We start from the raw sequence: 14,904 nt of genomic DNA on the forward strand, positions 1-14,904 counted from the left end.
TACTAATTTATTGGTTCAGTTTTTTAGGTTCTAGGTTGACACGCTTGTTGTCGTCTGGGAATATTGGCTAGTTGTATTCTAGATTAATAAAATCCTTTTAAATGGCAGATTTTAAATTCATCACATCGTTTTGATAGATGAGTTTTGAATTTTTGTTATCTAAGTTAAATAGCAATTGGTTGGGAAACTATGTCCAAAATAAGTAAAAAAAGCCTTATCGCATCGACGGTAGCAGGTGTTTTAGCTTTAGCAGGTAGTAATATCGCTGCTGCTGACGCTCTAACAGATTTACAGAAAGCTGAAACACGCATTTTTAAAGCGTCAGCTAAATCACAAAGCAAGATCGATAGCATCTATGAGCAAACTCAAGATTTATTAGCTGAGTATCGTACTACAGTTGATGAAGCTGATGTTTTACGAGGCTATAACGATCATGTACAACGCATGGTTGATGACCAACAAGCAAATATCGACTCTTTGCAACGTCAAATAGACGGCATCGACAAGATCAAGCAAGGTGTTGTGCCATTAATGTACAAAATGATTGATACGTTAGAGAAGTTCGTTGAACTTGACGTACCAATGAACGTTGAACGTCGTCAAGAACGTATCGCTTCTTTACGTGACGTTATGGCTGATTCAAACGTTACTACTTCAGAGCAATTCCGCTTAGTACTTGAAGCTTACGAAATCGAAGCTAACTACGGTACTATTTTCGATGCTTACCAAGGCGAATTAGATTTGGGTGATCGCGTTATCACTGCTGATTTCGTTCACATGGGTCGTGTAGCGTTAGTCGCACAATCTCTTGATTATAAGCAAGCGTGGGTATGGAACAACGGTACACGTTCTTGGGATGACTTAGGTGATGAGTACTTAAAGCCTATCACTGATACTATCCGTATGGCGCGTAAGCAACTTCCAATGGATCTGACTAAACTTCCAGTATTCGCAGCAGGAGCACAATAATGAAAAAAGTAATTAATTTCGTATTACTTGCTGCTTCTTTGTCAGCAGGTTTCGCAACATCGGCAAATGCTAACGAATTAGACAAGCTTTTAAGTCAAGTTAAAGCTGACCGTATTTCAGAAGCTAAGTTAGATAAAAAACGTGAAGCAGAATTCGTTGCTGCTCGCGCTGATAAGCAATCGTTATTAAACAAAGCGAAGAAAGAGCTACAGTCACAACAAGCTCGTAACGCGCGTTTAACTAAAGAATACGCTGCTAACGAAATTACACTAGCACAGAAAGAAACTGAGCTAGATAATGCTAAAGGTACGCTTGGTGAAATGTTCGGTGTAAGCCGTTCAGCAGCTGCAGACGCATACGGTATGATTTCAACATCAATCGTAAGTGCTCAGTACCCAGGTCGTGGTGAAGCATTAAACCGCATTGCTAACTCTAAAGAAATTCCAGGTTTACCTGATTTAGAAGAGTTATGGTTTGCACTTCAAACTGAAATGACTGAATCTGGTAAGATTGCTCAGTTCCAAACTGAAGTAACTAACCTAGACGGTACTAAGACTTCTGAAACAGTTACACGTGTTGGTACATTCAACCTAGTTTCAGCAAACGGTTACTTAACGTATAACGATGAGTTAGCTCAAGTTCAACCATTAGCTAAGCAACCTGCTGGTTATATTTCTGGTACAGCAAGTGACTTCTTCACTGTATCAAGTGGCTTTTCTCCGGTTTACCTTGATCCATCTCGTGGTGCTATCTTAGCGTTAGAAACACGTAAGCGTACGCTTATGGAATTCTACCATCAAGGTGCTGAAGTAGGTTACGGTATTACTGTACTACTTATCATTGGTTTATTAATCGCTTTAGAGCGCATGTTAGTTCTTACAGCTGTTGGTTCAAAAATCAAAGCTCAAACTAAGAACATGGATAAGCCAAACAGCAACAACCCACTTGGCCGTTTATTAAAAGTTTACCAAGAAAACAAAGATGCTGATGCTGAGACATTAGAACTTAAATTGGACGAGCAGATTCTACGTGAAACTCCTACAGTTGACCGTGGTATTAACATCATCAAGATGTTTGCTGCAATCGCTCCTTTAATGGGTCTATTAGGTACAGTTATCGGTATGATCATGACTTTCCAAACAATTACCTTATTTGGTACTGGTGACCCGAAAATCATGGCTGGTAACATCTCACTAGCGCTAGTTACAACTGCATTAGGTCTAATTGCTGCATTGCCATTAATCTTAGTTCATAGTGTTGTTGCTGGTAAGGCTAAATCTGTACTTCACAAGTTAGACGAGCAAGCTGCTGGTTTAATTGCTGCGATTGCAGAGAAGGAGTCTAAATAATGTTATTCCTGATAGAGCTTGTTGAATCTGTCAGGAGTTTTATTGCAACTGGCGGTAACGTTTTATACTTTGTCGCGGTTGCTCTCTTACTGATGTGGATCCTAATGATCGAAAGATATTGGTTCCTAGCGTCTAATTACCCAAAAATGCGAGATGACATCATCAAGCGTTGGGATGCTAGAGCCGATACTACATCATGGTATGCACATCGTATCAGAGATACATGGATCTCCGAAGCGACAGAATTACTTGAGCGTAACATGCTCACGATTAAAACCTTAGTGGCTATGTGTCCACTAATTGGATTACTAGGTACAGTGACAGGTATGATTTCGGTATTCGAAACTATGGCTCAACAAGGTACAGGTAATCCGCGTCTAATGGCTTCTGGTATTTCAATGGCAACAATTCCGACAATGGCGGGTATGGTTGCAGCATTATCAGGTGTATTCTTTAGTACACGATTAGACGCTAAAGTTAAACTAGCAAAGGCTAAACTGGTTGACAGTTTACCTCATCACTAGAGAGATATTCGAATGGCACGTAAACGTATTCGTGAAGAAGAAGAAGCAGCAATAGATATGACGCCGATGCTTGACATCGTATTCATCATGCTGATCTTCTTTATCGTAACGACTTCTTTTGTTAAAGAAGCAGGTATTGAAGTTAATAAACCAAAAGCGGCTAATCAAACCAAACAAAAGTCAGCTAACATCTTTATTGCTGTTAAAGACACTGGCGAAATTTGGTTAGACAAGCGTCGTGTTGATGTTGAACGCATTGCTGCGAACATTGAAAAGTTATTAGCAGAGCAACCTACTGACGTGGTAATCATCCAAGCTGACAAAGAAGCCAAACATGGTGTCGTTGTTAAAGTTATGGATGCTATCAAAGAAGCAGGCATCGATCGTATCTCTATCGCAGCTGCTAAGGGGTAATTTATGGGTCGCTTTTTAGTATCAATACTACTAGGCGCTGCAGTTACCTTTGGGCTATTTTCATTCATGGCATTCCTGATTTCGAGCGGTGATCGATCTCAAGAAGAGCAAATGGAAAATATCGTGGTGGAAGTGAATACTACCCCACCAAAGTCTGCAGCAGAAACGCGTCGTCGTGTTCCGCCACCGCCGCCACCGCCGCCTAAGACACCACCTAAGCCTCAGGCTCCAGAGCCAGAAGCAAATAATAACCAAGGTGGTATCGAATTTAATATGCCGGGCGTGCAATTAGCTGGTGCTTCTACTGGCTTATCAGCACCAGGTGCTGGTTTCGGTAGAGACGGTGAAGCAACACCAATCGTGCGAATTGAACCAAAATATCCAATTCAAGCAGCACGTGATGGTAAAGAAGGTTGGGTTCGACTTTCATTTACTATCAATGAAATTGGTGGTGTTGAAGACGTAAAAGTTATTGAAGCACAACCTAAGCGTATCTTCGATAAAGAAGCAAAACGCGCGCTTCGTAAGTGGAAGTACAAACCAAAAGTTGTTGACGGTAAGCCGCAAAAACAACCTGGTTTAACAGTACAGCTTGACTTTAAAATGGATGGAGGTAACTAATGTTAAAAAAACTTGCAACAGCTATAGTTATTGCTTCGGCAGTAACAACAGTGCAGTTACCTTTATCGTTTGAAGCTCAAGCAGCAGAAGCGAAGCAAGAAAAAAAGAAAAAACGCCCAACTCAATTAGTTGGCCCATCAGTGGGTAAAAAAGTACAGAAAGCTTTCGAGTTATACAGTACTGATGATATTGATGGTGCGTTAGTTTTGTTGTTAGATATTGAAGCGAAGAAAGAGTACGACAAAGCTTATGTTGCTCGTTTCATCGCGGTTATGTATGCAACAAAAGGTAACCAAGAAGAGAAAGCGATTAGCTATCTAAAACAAGCAGTAGAACCTGATGTCCTTAATGAGGTAGATCATGGTGAAGCGATTAAATTACTTGCAGATTTGCAAATGCAAACTAAAAAGTACAAAGAAGCGCTTAAAAACTACGAAGCTTGGATGGAGTTCACAGGTAAAGAAGATGCGCAAACTTACGTTAAGATTGCACAAGCTTATTACGAACTACGTCGCTTAGATAAAATGATTAAACCAGCTGATAAGGCTATTGCGTTATTTGGTGATAAACAAAACCAAAACCCTTACATCTTAAAGCTTACTTCATACTATGAACGTAAGATGTATAGAGATGGTGTTAAGGTATTGGAAACAGTATTGCAATTATTCCCTGAGAATAAGCAATGGTGGACGCAGTTAGGTATGTTCTACTTATTAGTAGAAGATTACCCTAAAGCCTTAGCTACATTAGATATGGCATACAAGCAAGGATACTTAGTTAAAGAGTCTGAGCTTAAAACTTTAGCGAGTTTATACCAATCTAATGGCGTGCCTTTCAAAGCAGCTAAAATGCTTGAAAAACACATTAGCTCTGGTGAGATCAAACGAGATGATCAAACGCTTTCTTCGTTAGCAAATGCATTCCACGCAGCTCAAAATATTGGAGATGCGGCTAAATACTACGGTGAAGTGGCTAAGTTAACAAACGAAGCACAGCACTGGCGTAAGCAAGGTATGTTACTTAAACAAGACGAACAGTTTAAGAATGCTATCGTATCGCTAAACAAAGCGTTAAAGATTGGTGTGAAGAATAAAGGCAGTATTTATATGAGCCTTGCTGAATCACACTTCTATTTAGGACAGTACAAACAAGCACATGCAGAAATTACACGTGCGATGAAAGATCCTAAGTCTCGCAAAGCGGCTAGAGGTTGGAAATCATTCATCGAAGATACTGCGCGTCGTAAGAACGTAGCTATCTAAGTTGAAGTTTTCGCTAACATATAAAAAACCAGTCTAATGACTGGTTTTTTTATGTCTCAACTACACTGTTATTGTTTTGCTATTTCGTCGATGACATCAGCGATTTCTTGAGTTGAATTTAACTTTTTGATTGTTGCGAATAATTGCTCTGCTTCTGGGTAACTAATTTTCAAGTAACGGTACCATTGCTTAAGTCGACTTGAGTAATAAAACGGTTTTAGTTGCCCTGTATCCATAGCCATCCAGCGCTTTATTAGTTGACATAATTGTAGCCAATTCATTTTATGCTCACCTAATTTAATCATATTAGCTAAATTTGGGGTGGCTAAAGCACCTCTACCTAACATCAGTAAATTGGTATTTGCTTCATTAATACATTTTTGCGCGTCTTCAACTGTCCAAATTTCACCGTTGGCGACTACAGGAATATTCAATTTTTCTTTAATTTGAGCAATATATTCCCAATAAGCGGGAGGCTTGTAACCTTGTTTCTTTGTACGGGCATGCACGGTTAACATATGTGGTGCTGCATCATTTATTGCACTAATGATTTCATCTAACAAAGCTGTGTCGTCGAACCCTAAGCGAATTTTAGCTGATAAGGGCTGCTCGGTGCCGTTTAGCGCAGTTTTTACTGTTGAAATAACCTGATACATCAATTCAGGTTCTTTAAGCAAACTAGCGCCTCCTTTTCTCTTATTTACAGTTTGTGCTGGACAGCCAAAATTTAGATCTATGCCCTGTGAACCTAGCTCGTGCGCAATTAGCGCATTTTCCGCCATCCAATTCGGCTCTTGTCCTAATAACTGAACTCGAATAGGTGTGTCATTAGCGGTTACAGCATTGTTCTTTAATTCCGGTGCTATTTTATAAAAGGTGTGCTTTGGTACTTTTCGGTCAACCACACGTACGAACTCTGTGATACACAAGTCATAATCATTGATTTGACATAAAAGCGCTCGCATAAAGTGATCGACCACTCCTTCCATTGGTGCGAGTATTATTTGTTGTGCGGTCAAAATGAACTTAATTAATGAGGAAAGCTTACATTTTATCTAAAAATATAAAATTAAGAAAAGAATAAAATATTTTGAAATTAATTTGATAGCTTGATGGTCTAGATAAAAACACTTATAACTATATAAGTTAGCTAAAATATTTATATAAAAAAGGAAAACATGATGAATCTAATTAAAAAATCTACGTTAGCTGCAGTATTAGGGCTATTTTCAATAGCACTTTTAGCGTCTATGCCGGCAAAGGCTGAAAATAACCCATTTGCAGTGGAAGGTGTTGTAGCATCTTCAATTGAAGCTGGTGGTGATAAGTGCGGTGAAGGCAAATGTGGCGAAGGAAAAAAAGCTAAAGGCAAATGCGGCGAAGGCAAGTGCGGCGAAGGCAAGAAAAAAGGCAAGTGCGGCGAAGGTAAATGCGGCGAAGGCAAAGCTAAAGCCAAGGGTAAATGTGGCGAAGGCAAATGTGGTGAAGGTAAGAAAAAAGGCAAGTGCGGCGAAGGTAAATGCGGCGAAGGCAAAGCTAAAGCCAAAGGTAAGTGTGGTGAAGGCAAATGCGGCGAAGGCAAGAAAAAAGCAAAAGGTAAGTGCGGCGAAGGTAAATGTGGCGGCTAACCCTTTCAATTGATTGAAAAAAAAGCCGGGTTTTCCCGGTTTTTTTATATCTTAAGTTTCCAATGGTTATAGATAAACTTTGATCTAGATCAAAATAATCTGTTCAAAAAGGATCGCTTGCTCTATAATGCGCCGCAATTTTAACTGTGTAGGAAGTTTAAGATGTCTCACAACGAAAATTTCAAAGATAGTGCGTCAAAACGTCATTTATTTATGGCAGCATTGGCATTAGTTTCAATGCCGTTACTACCTATGTTAATGGGTTGGTACACTTACTTAGCGTAAGCAATAATATATGAATATTTTAGTGGTTGATGACAAAGCAAGCATTATTGAGCACCTTGATGGGCTTTTAACTAAACGGGGCTGCAGAGTAACGACTGCCTCGAATGGTTTAGATGGCTATGAAAAATATCAAAACGCCTCATTCGATCTGCTTGTAATCGACCACTTAATGCCATTAATGAATGGTATTCAGTTATTAAAGAATATTAAGCAACATGAAAATACACACACGCCGATTATTTTCATGACTACGCAAGGAAAAGACAGCGTAGCGGAGCTTATCGAACAACAACTGTGTGATTTTGTCATTGATAAACCTATTGATGAGCAAAATTTCCTATCACTAATTGAACAGCTAAACAAGCAAAATACTCGCTTCGCCTCACTATAAAAACACTTCATTTTCATTTATTCTTTAGCAATCGAAAATAGAATAAATTGTACAAATGACAGAATCAGATATTGCCCTACTTAAAAACGCGGTTCACACCATAGAAAACTATCCAAAAGAAGGGATCATGTTTCGCGATGTGATGGGCATCTTAGAAAACAATGCAGCATTTTCTTTAACTATTGAATCGTTAAAGAAAAAATTCGAGAATCAAGGGTTTACTAAGGTAGTAGGTACAGAAGCTAGAGGCTTCTTATTCGGAGCGCCACTTGCGTTAGAGTTAGGTGTTGGTTTTGTTCCTGTTCGAAAGCCGGGTAAACTGCCAAGAGCGACTTACGCGCAAGACTATGAGCTGGAATACGGAACAGATACCTTAGAAATTCACCAAGACGCGTTAGTTGCTGACGATAAAGTACTAATTGTTGATGATTTACTCGCTACCGGCGGCACTATTGAAGCGACTACAAAATTAATTCGTCGTGTAGGAGCCGAGGCAACAGATGCGGCGTTTATCATCTCTTTACCTGATTTAGGTGGGGAATCTAAGCTTGCTGATTTAGGTTTAGCGGTTACCACCTTAATTCAGTATGAAGGTGAATAAAGACCTATGAGCTACCAAGTGCTGGCGCGAAAATGGCGCCCTAAAACATTTAGCGAGTTAATGGGGCAAGAGCATGTTGTTTCCGTACTTGTTAATGCCATTAGCCAGCAACGCTTGCACCATGCATATCTATTTACCGGTACTCGTGGGGTAGGTAAAACCACAATTGCTCGCATTTTCGCAAAGAGTTTAAACTGTGAAGTAGGGGTAACAGCCGAGCCTTGTGGAAAATGCGACATATGTTTAGATATTGATCAAGGACGCTTTGTCGATTTACTTGAAATAGATGCTGCATCAAGAACCAAAGTCGATGACACTCGTGAAATATTAGACAACGTTCAATATGCGCCAACGCGTGGTCGATATAAGGTTTACCTGATAGATGAAGTGCACATGCTTTCACGAAGCAGCTTTAATGCACTACTTAAGACATTAGAAGAACCGCCTGAACACGTAAAATTCATTTTAGCAACGACGGATCCACAAAAACTGCCGATCACTGTGCTATCGCGTTGTCTTCAGTTTCATTTAAAGGCGTTATCAGTTTCACAAATAGAGCAACAGTTAGATAAAATTTTAAGCGCTGAAAGCGTTACTAGTGAAAATGAGTGTTTGAATATGTTGGCAAAGGCGGCACGTGGCAGTATGCGTGACTCACTTAGTTTAACTGATCAAGCAATTGCTCAAGGTCAAGGGCATATTACCTTGGCTAATTTGCAACAAATGCTTGGTGGTATTGACCAACATTGGCCTTATAAAATTTTAATCGCGCTATTAAAGCAAGATGCTCAAGGCTTGATGGAATTGTCGAAAGAAATTGCATCTTTTGCACCAAGCTATAATCGACTTTTTGCCGAGTTAATTCAGTTACTGCATCATGTCGCACTATACCAAGTCGTCGAGCAACATTTTGATTTGTCACCAGAGCATGCTTCGTTAATTAAGAAATTTAGCCAAACAATGTCGGCGCAAGATATTCAATTGTATTATCAGCTAGCGTTAAATGGTCGCAAAGACTTACCTTATGCATTTGATGAGCAAGCAGCGTTTGACATGACATTGCTGAGATTACTCGCGTTTAAGCCTATGGCGCAGGCTGATGTTGCTGAAACGCAAACAGAGACGGCACAACTTCCACCAAACTTTGACGATGTGCAATTAGAAAGTACGAAAATTGCAAACAATAGTGGTGTCATTGAAGAAAATGTACCAGAGTCCACTCAATTGGACACAGAAATTCTCGACGAATTAGCAGCAACTGAAGAAGTTGCATCAGCAAAGCCGGTTGAGTTGATAGATCAAAAAGAGCAAGTAGAACAAGTAGGCGCCGAAGAGTATCACTTAGATAATGACGATGTTACTGACGAGCCAACGGCTACTTTAAATGCTGAATTACTTGCCGTTGAGCAAAGTGCTGCTGAGCAACATGTTGCAGCGAGTTTCGATAAAGTTGAACAACACACAAGTGCGACAGCTGAAAGAATTGAGGATACGGCGATTAACGAAAATGTTGCGCCAACAGACAGCCCATCACTTATTGAAAACAACATTACAGAACAAATAGAATCAATCAGTACTAAAGCAACGGAAGCGCCAGAAGCAACCGCGAACGAAGAAAGCGTAACTAAAGAAATAAGTTCGCCGAAAATTGAAAGTGGTATTTTGAGCGCTTCGGTTGAATCTGCTTTAGCGACAAGGAACATGCTTCGAAGCCGAAAGAAAAAGCTGGAGAGTGAAGCAAAAAAGTCTAATGACGTGGAAACACGTCCTGAAAGTAGCGAAAAAATAAATAAACCAAAATTCGAAGTGCCTGATATTGACTCATTGCCAGAGCAAGGCTTCGAAATTCAATCTGTTGATCCATCTATCGTAAAAAAAGCGAATCAAGTAGATAAGTGGGCGAATATGATTGATGCAATGGCACTTAACGGGCGATTACGAGTATTGGCACAACAGGCAATAATTAGCCCGTCAACTACCGACGAACATTTGGTTTTAGAACTTAATCAGTCAGCAAAACATTTAAAAACAGACGTTGCAATGGAACAGCTGCAATCTTTTGTTTCAGATCACTTTAGCCAATCAATGCAAGTCGAAGTTAATATTGTTGAAGATACAGTAGACGACCCTTTAAAAATTCAAGGTCAAATTAATGAGAAGCGCTACGATTACGCAAAAGCACTTTTACAGGAAGATCCGTTAATTCAACGGTTACAGAATGAGTTTCAAGCGGTAATTGATGAATCAACCATCATTGCTCGCTAATACAGCTTGAATTATCCGTCAATAATCACTATCTTTGGCGGCAATTAGTTTTTGGAGAAATATTATGATGAAAGGTGGCATGGGCAACTTAATGAAGCAAGCCCAACAAATGCAAGCAAAAATGCAAAAAGCGCAAGAAGAAATCGCTAACATGGAAGTTGTTGGTGAATCAGGCGCAGGTATGGTTAAAGTTACCATGACCGGCTCTCATAGTGTACGTCGTGTAGAGATAGATGAAAGTTTAATGGAAGACGACAAAGACATGATTGAAGACTTAGTGGCAGCAGCATTTAACGATGCAGTTCGCCGTGTCGAAGAAGTTAATAAAGAGAAAATGGGCGCATTAACTGGCGGTATGCAGATGCCACCAGGTATGAAAATGCCGTTCTAATTTGAACGTTTTCTTGACGAAAAAGGCGCCAATCGGCGCCTTTTCTGTATTAGTTAACCTTCAATTGAGATGAATTACTTTCTCGCTTTGTAATTTTAATTGGGTAAATCAAAACAAGCCGACATACTTGTGGTATGTCGTGTCTGAAAAGGCACTGGATCAATATCTAAATCTCGCAGCATATCGGCGTATGGACCAGTACCTAATTTAAGTGCGACGGCATCATTCGGAGTTTGATTGTTCCAAAGTCTGCTGATGTTTTTTGACACGTTAAAGTTGGCTTTAAAACATGTCGCGCTTTGCTTTATTTCTTCATTTAAAATTGAGTAAAGATTAGATTTAACGTTAAAGGCAGTCTTTTTACCTGATGTTGGAATGTCTAACTGAACATATTGATTGCCACTCGCATCAGTTGCTTTCGTTGTGCTAATACCATTGGCAACTTTGATATCAATATCGTCTACCACTTTTGGCAGTCCCCAAATTTTCAATCCTCTAATTTGATTTTCTAAACTGGTAACTGGCATATGAAATACATGGTAACCAAAACGTGAAAATTGCTTTTCTAACAATAAAGGTAATAGTGGCGGGTTAAACTTAGGTTCAACTTGGATCGGAATTGTCATGGCAATTTCATTATAAGGTGCAACACCAAGTACATTTTTGTATTCATAACAAGAAATGGTGATTAAGGCTTTGTTACCTGGCATCTTAACTGGTGTCATTTTTTCACTAGGTAATCGCTTTTTTGCTTTATCAAAGTCACATAAAAATATGCCAATTGCACAGCTTACATCGCCATAAAATGTTGGAAATAAATAGTCTTTTGTTATTTGTTCGTTGAGCGCTAGTGGCTGTGATGCAGTACGCAATTCAAAATGACTAAAAAAGTTGTCTGTAAACTCGGCTTTGTTGTCTAGTAGCGTTTCTGAGATAGAATTGTTTGCTTGCATTGTTAAAGTTTATTTTGAGTGTTTGATAATTAAACTAACGAATTACTAGGCAAACTTAAATAGTAAAAATTACCCAAAAATGCTAAAAGCCGGCGGGGCGTTTGTTACATACAGGTATAAAAAAAAGGCACCTAAGTGCCTTTTATTATTTAGCCTCTCGGCAATTGAATTTTCTTATCTTCAGATTGACGGTAAAGTATTAGTGTTTTACCAATCACTTGTACTTTAACAGCTTCTGCTTCTCGGCATATCGCTTCAACAATCAACCCTTTAGTTTCACGATCATCGGTAGGAATTTTGACTTTGATTAATTCGTGGTGATTTAATGCATAGTCAATTTCAGCAACAACAGCTTCTGTTAAACCGTTACTACCTAGTAGCACAACTGGTTTTAGGTTATGTGCCAGCGCTTTTAAGTGCTGGATTTGTTTTTTATTAAGGCTCATCAACAATTTTCGTTACAAGTTAGCTTGAATTTGGCTATTTTACCCTTATCTAGTCTGTAATACTATGTCTACCCTTTGGTTTTCAGTGACTATATTTAAACCAAAGCGATATTTAAGGTTAGCTAAGTGAGCAAAAAAAAGCACAGTGCAAGTAGCAAACGTTGGTTAGATGAGCACTTTGATGATGAGTACGTCAAGAAAGCTCAAAAACTGGGGTTAAGATCTCGCGCAGTTTTTAAAATTGAAGAAATCAATAACAAAGATAAACTGATAAAATCTGGTATGAAAGTCGTCGATTTAGGCGCTGCACCAGGCGGTTGGTCAGAGTATGCAGTAAAGCAAGTAGGAGACAATGGCCAAGTAGTCGCGTGCGATATTTTGTCAATGGACCCAATTGCTGGTGTTGATTTTTTACAAGGCGATTTTCGTGAAGAAGCAGTGCTTGATGCACTTTTAGAACGAATTAACGGCAAAGACATTGATGTGGTCATGTCAGATATGGCAGCAAACTTTACGGGTAATGATGCGGCAGACTCAGCTCGCAGCATGTATTTAGTGGAGTTGGCGCTAGATATGTGTCATCAAGTATTGAAGAAAAATGGCGCTTTTGTGGTCAAAGTATTTCAAGGAGAAGGCTTCGATCAGTTTATGAAAGAGGTCAAAGCAGTGTTTAATGTGGTGAAAACACGTAAACCTGAGTCGTCTAGAGCAAGATCTAGAGAAGTATATCTAGTAGCTACTGGCTTTAAATTGTAGTAAATTAAAGAACTAATTGGTCGCACCATTATTAGAAACAGCAAGAGGTTGTTAAGTTGAGCGATATGGCAAAAAATCTTATTTTATGGTTGGTTATTGCGGTTGTGCTGATGTCTGTATTTCAGTCATTTTCACCAGGCGGCGGTAATGAGCAACAAATGGACTACACCCGTTTTATTCAGGATGTAAGGCAAGGGCAGGTCCGTGAGGCTACAGTAGATCGCAACGGAGTGATCCAGGGAACAAAACGCAGTGGAGAACAATTCGTTACTGTAATTCCAGGTGGTTATGACAGTGATTTAATTAATGACCTTGTAAAACAAGGCGTACGTGCAAAAGGTCAGCTTCCTGAAGAGCCTAGCATTCTAACGTCTATCTTTATTTCTTGGTTCCCGATGTTGCTGCTAATTGGTGTGTGGATTTTCTTCATGCGTCAAATGCAAGGTGGTGGCGGTAAAGGTGCCATGTCATTCGGTAAGTCGAAAGCTCGCCTGTTAAGTGAAGATCAAATTAAGACTACATTTGCTGATGTGGCAGGTTGTGATGAAGCAAAAGAAGAAGTCGCTGAACTTGTTGATTACTTACGTGACCCAAGCAAATTCCAAAAATTAGGTGGCCGTATACCTTCTGGTATTTTAATGGTTGGTCAGCCTGGTACAGGTAAAACGCTATTAGCTAAAGCAATTGCTGGTGAAGCAAAAGTACCATTTTTTAGTATTTCAGGTTCTGACTTCGTAGAAATGTTTGTTGGTGTTGGTGCTTCTCGTGTTCGCGACATGTTTGAACAGGCGAAGAAATCAGCTCCTTGTATTATTTTTATCGATGAAATCGATGCGGTAGGCCGTCAACGTGGGGCGGGTCTTGGTGGTGGGCATGATGAACGTGAACAAACACTAAACCAAATGCTTGTTGAAATGGATGGCTTCGAAGGAAATGAAGGGGTAATCGTTATTGCCGCTACTAACCGTCCAGATGTACTTGATCCGGCATTACTTCGTCCTGGTCGTTTTGACCGTCAAGTAACGGTTGGATTACCTGATATCCGTGGCCGTGAACAAATCCTTAAAGTTCATATGCGTAAGGTGCCATTAGCAGACGATGTTAAAGCAGCCGTAATTGCTCGTGGTACACCTGGTTTTTCAGGTGCTGATTTAGCTAACTTAGTTAACGAAGCTGCATTATTTGCTGCCCGTGGCTCTCGTCGCTTAGTGTCGATGGAAGAGTTTGAAAAAGCGAAAGACAAAATATTGATGGGCGCTGAGCGCAAGTCAATGGTAATGAGCGAAGAAGAGAAAGAAATGACCGCTTATCATGAAGCTGGTCACGCAATTGTCGGTCGCTTAGTACCTGAACATGATCCAGTTTACAAAGTGTCAATTATTCCTCGTGGTCGTGCACTGGGGGTTACCATGTACCTACCAGAAAAAGATCGCTTTAGTCATAGTAAGCAACATTTAGAAAGTAATATTTCGTCGCTATACGGTGGCCGAATTGCTGAAGAAATTATCTATGGTGCTGACAAAGTTTCTACTGGTGCATCGAATGATATTGAGCGTGCAACTAACTTAGCGCGCAAGATGGTTACACAATGGGGTTTATCTGAAAAAATGGGCCCTATGTTATTTGCTGAAGAAGAAGGCGAAGTATTCTTAGGCCGTACCTCTGCTAAGCATTTACATATGTCAGATGAAACTGCACAAGCGATTGATGAAGAAATTAAAGAGTTTGTTGAACGTAACTATCAACGTGCTGAACAGATTTTGAAAGACAATATGGATATCTTGCATGCAATGAAAGATGCGTTAATGCACTTTGAAACGATTGATGCAAACCAAATTGATGATTTAATGGCTCGCCGCGAAGTAAGAGCGCCTGCAGATATAGATGATTCTAGCTCTGGCTCTACGCCTTCGTCAGGTAGTGCTGTTAAGGAAGAAGATTCTAAAGATGCTGCAAGTCCTAAAATTGACGACGCGTCTGACGTACCAGCTAAATAATTAATATGTTTTAAAGTTATAAAGCCCCGAATATTCGGGGCTTTATTTTAAC

17 protein-coding genes are annotated in these 14,904 nt (G+C 39.8%); 14 read left to right on the forward strand and 3 right to left on the reverse strand.

What is annotated here, in order from left to right:
* The first annotated feature begins 189 nt into the window (after positions 1-189).
* From HII17_RS17640 to HII17_RS17665, 6 genes are read left to right on the forward strand one after another with little or no spacing between them, the layout of a single operon-like run.
* Positions 190-969, forward strand: a complete 780-nt coding sequence (locus tag HII17_RS17640; RefSeq protein ID WP_169076694.1) for a DUF3450 domain-containing protein — start codon at positions 190-192, stop codon at positions 967-969.
* Positions 969-2,318, forward strand: coding sequence for a MotA/TolQ/ExbB proton channel family protein (locus tag HII17_RS17645; protein WP_169076695.1), 1,350 nt, complete (start codon positions 969-971; stop codon positions 2,316-2,318). The genes HII17_RS17640 and HII17_RS17645 overlap by 1 nt, the downstream gene beginning before the upstream one ends.
* The gene (locus HII17_RS17650) at positions 2,318-2,842 is read left to right on the forward strand and encodes a MotA/TolQ/ExbB proton channel family protein (protein WP_116000823.1); all 525 of its coding nucleotides are present in this window, start codon (positions 2,318-2,320) and stop codon (positions 2,840-2,842) included. Before HII17_RS17645 ends, HII17_RS17650 begins: the two co-directional genes overlap by 1 nt.
* 12 nt (positions 2,843-2,854) lie before the next feature.
* A complete protein-coding gene (locus HII17_RS17655; RefSeq protein WP_169076696.1) occupies positions 2,855-3,256 on the forward strand; it encodes an ExbD/TolR family protein in 402 nt (133 codons plus the stop codon).
* A 3-nt stretch (positions 3,257-3,259) separates the two neighbouring features.
* On the forward strand, positions 3,260-3,877 hold the full coding sequence (locus HII17_RS17660; protein WP_169076697.1) for an energy transducer TonB: 618 nt from the start codon (positions 3,260-3,262) through the stop codon (positions 3,875-3,877).
* Entirely contained in the window at positions 3,877-5,139 is a 1,263-nt protein-coding gene (locus tag HII17_RS17665) for a tetratricopeptide repeat protein (RefSeq protein ID WP_169076698.1), read from the forward strand. The genes HII17_RS17660 and HII17_RS17665 overlap by 1 nt, the downstream gene beginning before the upstream one ends.
* A 68-nt stretch (positions 5,140-5,207) precedes the next feature.
* On the opposite strand, the gene HII17_RS17670 is transcribed toward HII17_RS17665, so the two are convergent.
* Entirely contained in the window at positions 5,208-6,128 is a 921-nt protein-coding gene (locus tag HII17_RS17670) for a tRNA-dihydrouridine synthase (protein WP_169076745.1), read from the reverse strand.
* Positions 6,129-6,317: 189 nt separating this feature from the next.
* Here HII17_RS17670 and HII17_RS17675 point away from each other — a divergent pair, with 189 nt between their 5' ends.
* The 6 genes from HII17_RS17675 (at position 6,318) to HII17_RS17695 (ending at position 10,700) form a co-directional block, all read left to right on the forward strand.
* Positions 6,318-6,767, forward strand: a complete 450-nt coding sequence (locus tag HII17_RS17675) for an HvfA family oxazolone/thioamide-modified RiPP metallophore (RefSeq protein ID WP_211185408.1) — start codon at positions 6,318-6,320, stop codon at positions 6,765-6,767.
* Between the two features lie 162 nt (positions 6,768-6,929).
* Complete coding sequence (locus HII17_RS19255; protein ID WP_268969177.1) at positions 6,930-7,052, forward strand: hypothetical protein; 123 nt, start codon at positions 6,930-6,932, stop codon at positions 7,050-7,052.
* Between the two features lie 10 nt (positions 7,053-7,062).
* Positions 7,063-7,443, forward strand: a complete 381-nt coding sequence (locus tag HII17_RS17680) for a response regulator (RefSeq protein WP_169076699.1) — start codon at positions 7,063-7,065, stop codon at positions 7,441-7,443.
* Between the two features lie 55 nt (positions 7,444-7,498).
* Positions 7,499-8,044: an adenine phosphoribosyltransferase gene (apt, locus tag HII17_RS17685; protein ID WP_169076700.1), complete on the forward strand. Its 546-nt coding sequence runs from the start codon at positions 7,499-7,501 to the stop codon at positions 8,042-8,044.
* A gap of 6 nt (positions 8,045-8,050) precedes the next feature.
* Positions 8,051-10,309 carry a DNA polymerase III subunit gamma/tau gene (gene dnaX, locus HII17_RS17690; RefSeq protein WP_169076701.1) on the forward strand — a complete coding sequence of 753 codons (2,259 nt, stop codon included), beginning with the start codon at positions 8,051-8,053 and terminating at the stop codon, positions 10,307-10,309.
* 61 nt (positions 10,310-10,370) lie between these two features.
* Positions 10,371-10,700, forward strand: a complete 330-nt coding sequence (locus HII17_RS17695) for a YbaB/EbfC family nucleoid-associated protein (RefSeq protein ID WP_169076747.1) — start codon at positions 10,371-10,373, stop codon at positions 10,698-10,700.
* 95 nt (positions 10,701-10,795) lie between these two features.
* On the opposite strand, the gene HII17_RS17700 is transcribed toward HII17_RS17695, so the two are convergent.
* On the reverse strand, positions 10,796-11,653 hold the full coding sequence (locus HII17_RS17700; protein ID WP_169076702.1) for an acetoacetate decarboxylase family protein: 858 nt from the start codon (positions 11,651-11,653) through the stop codon (positions 10,796-10,798).
* A gap of 149 nt (positions 11,654-11,802) precedes the next feature.
* Positions 11,803-12,099 carry a ribosome assembly RNA-binding protein YhbY gene (yhbY, locus tag HII17_RS17705; RefSeq protein ID WP_169076703.1) on the reverse strand — a complete coding sequence of 99 codons (297 nt, stop codon included), beginning with the start codon at positions 12,097-12,099 and terminating at the stop codon, positions 11,803-11,805.
* 126 nt (positions 12,100-12,225) lie between these two features.
* On the opposite strand from yhbY, the gene rlmE reads away from it, so the two are divergent.
* On the forward strand, positions 12,226-12,855 hold the full coding sequence (gene rlmE, locus HII17_RS17710) for a 23S rRNA (uridine(2552)-2'-O)-methyltransferase RlmE (RefSeq protein ID WP_169076704.1): 630 nt from the start codon (positions 12,226-12,228) through the stop codon (positions 12,853-12,855).
* Positions 12,856-12,920: 65 nt separating this feature from the next.
* Positions 12,921-14,852 (forward strand): ATP-dependent zinc metalloprotease FtsH, encoded by a 1,932-nt coding sequence (ftsH, locus tag HII17_RS17715; protein WP_235938931.1) that lies wholly within the window; start codon positions 12,921-12,923, stop codon positions 14,850-14,852.
* The last annotated feature ends 52 nt before the right edge of the window (positions 14,853-14,904 follow it).

Origin of the sequence: Thalassotalea algicola (genome assembly GCF_012932965.1) — a bacterium.
Taxonomy (GTDB): domain Bacteria; phylum Pseudomonadota; class Gammaproteobacteria; order Enterobacterales; family Alteromonadaceae; genus Thalassotalea_F; species Thalassotalea_F algicola.

Excerpts from the sequence above, each read along its gene's own strand:
- HII17_RS17640 (WP_169076694.1), top strand. The coding sequence starts at position 190 with ATGTCCAAAATAAGTAAAAAAAGCCTTATCGCATCGACGGTAGCAGGT.
- HII17_RS17645 (WP_169076695.1), top strand. The coding sequence starts at position 969 with ATGAAAAAAGTAATTAATTTCGTATTACTTGCTGCTTCTTTGTCAGCA.
- HII17_RS17650 (WP_116000823.1), top strand. The coding sequence starts at position 2,318 with ATGTTATTCCTGATAGAGCTTGTTGAATCTGTCAGGAGTTTTATTGCA.
- HII17_RS17655 (WP_169076696.1), top strand. The coding sequence starts at position 2,855 with ATGGCACGTAAACGTATTCGTGAAGAAGAAGAAGCAGCAATAGATATG.
- HII17_RS17660 (WP_169076697.1), top strand. The coding sequence starts at position 3,260 with ATGGGTCGCTTTTTAGTATCAATACTACTAGGCGCTGCAGTTACCTTT.
- HII17_RS17665 (WP_169076698.1), top strand. The coding sequence starts at position 3,877 with ATGTTAAAAAAACTTGCAACAGCTATAGTTATTGCTTCGGCAGTAACA.
- HII17_RS17670 (WP_169076745.1), bottom strand. The coding sequence starts at position 6,128 with ATGGAAGGAGTGGTCGATCACTTTATGCGAGCGCTTTTATGTCAAATC.
- HII17_RS17675 (WP_211185408.1), top strand. The coding sequence starts at position 6,318 with ATGATGAATCTAATTAAAAAATCTACGTTAGCTGCAGTATTAGGGCTA.
- HII17_RS19255 (WP_268969177.1), top strand. The coding sequence starts at position 6,930 with ATGTCTCACAACGAAAATTTCAAAGATAGTGCGTCAAAACGTCATTTA.
- HII17_RS17680 (WP_169076699.1), top strand. The coding sequence starts at position 7,063 with ATGAATATTTTAGTGGTTGATGACAAAGCAAGCATTATTGAGCACCTT.
- apt (WP_169076700.1), top strand. The coding sequence starts at position 7,499 with ATGACAGAATCAGATATTGCCCTACTTAAAAACGCGGTTCACACCATA.
- dnaX (WP_169076701.1), top strand. The coding sequence starts at position 8,051 with ATGAGCTACCAAGTGCTGGCGCGAAAATGGCGCCCTAAAACATTTAGC.
- HII17_RS17700 (WP_169076702.1), bottom strand. The coding sequence starts at position 11,653 with ATGCAAGCAAACAATTCTATCTCAGAAACGCTACTAGACAACAAAGCC.
- yhbY (WP_169076703.1), bottom strand. The coding sequence starts at position 12,099 with ATGAGCCTTAATAAAAAACAAATCCAGCACTTAAAAGCGCTGGCACAT.
- ftsH (WP_235938931.1), top strand. The coding sequence starts at position 12,921 with ATGGCAAAAAATCTTATTTTATGGTTGGTTATTGCGGTTGTGCTGATG.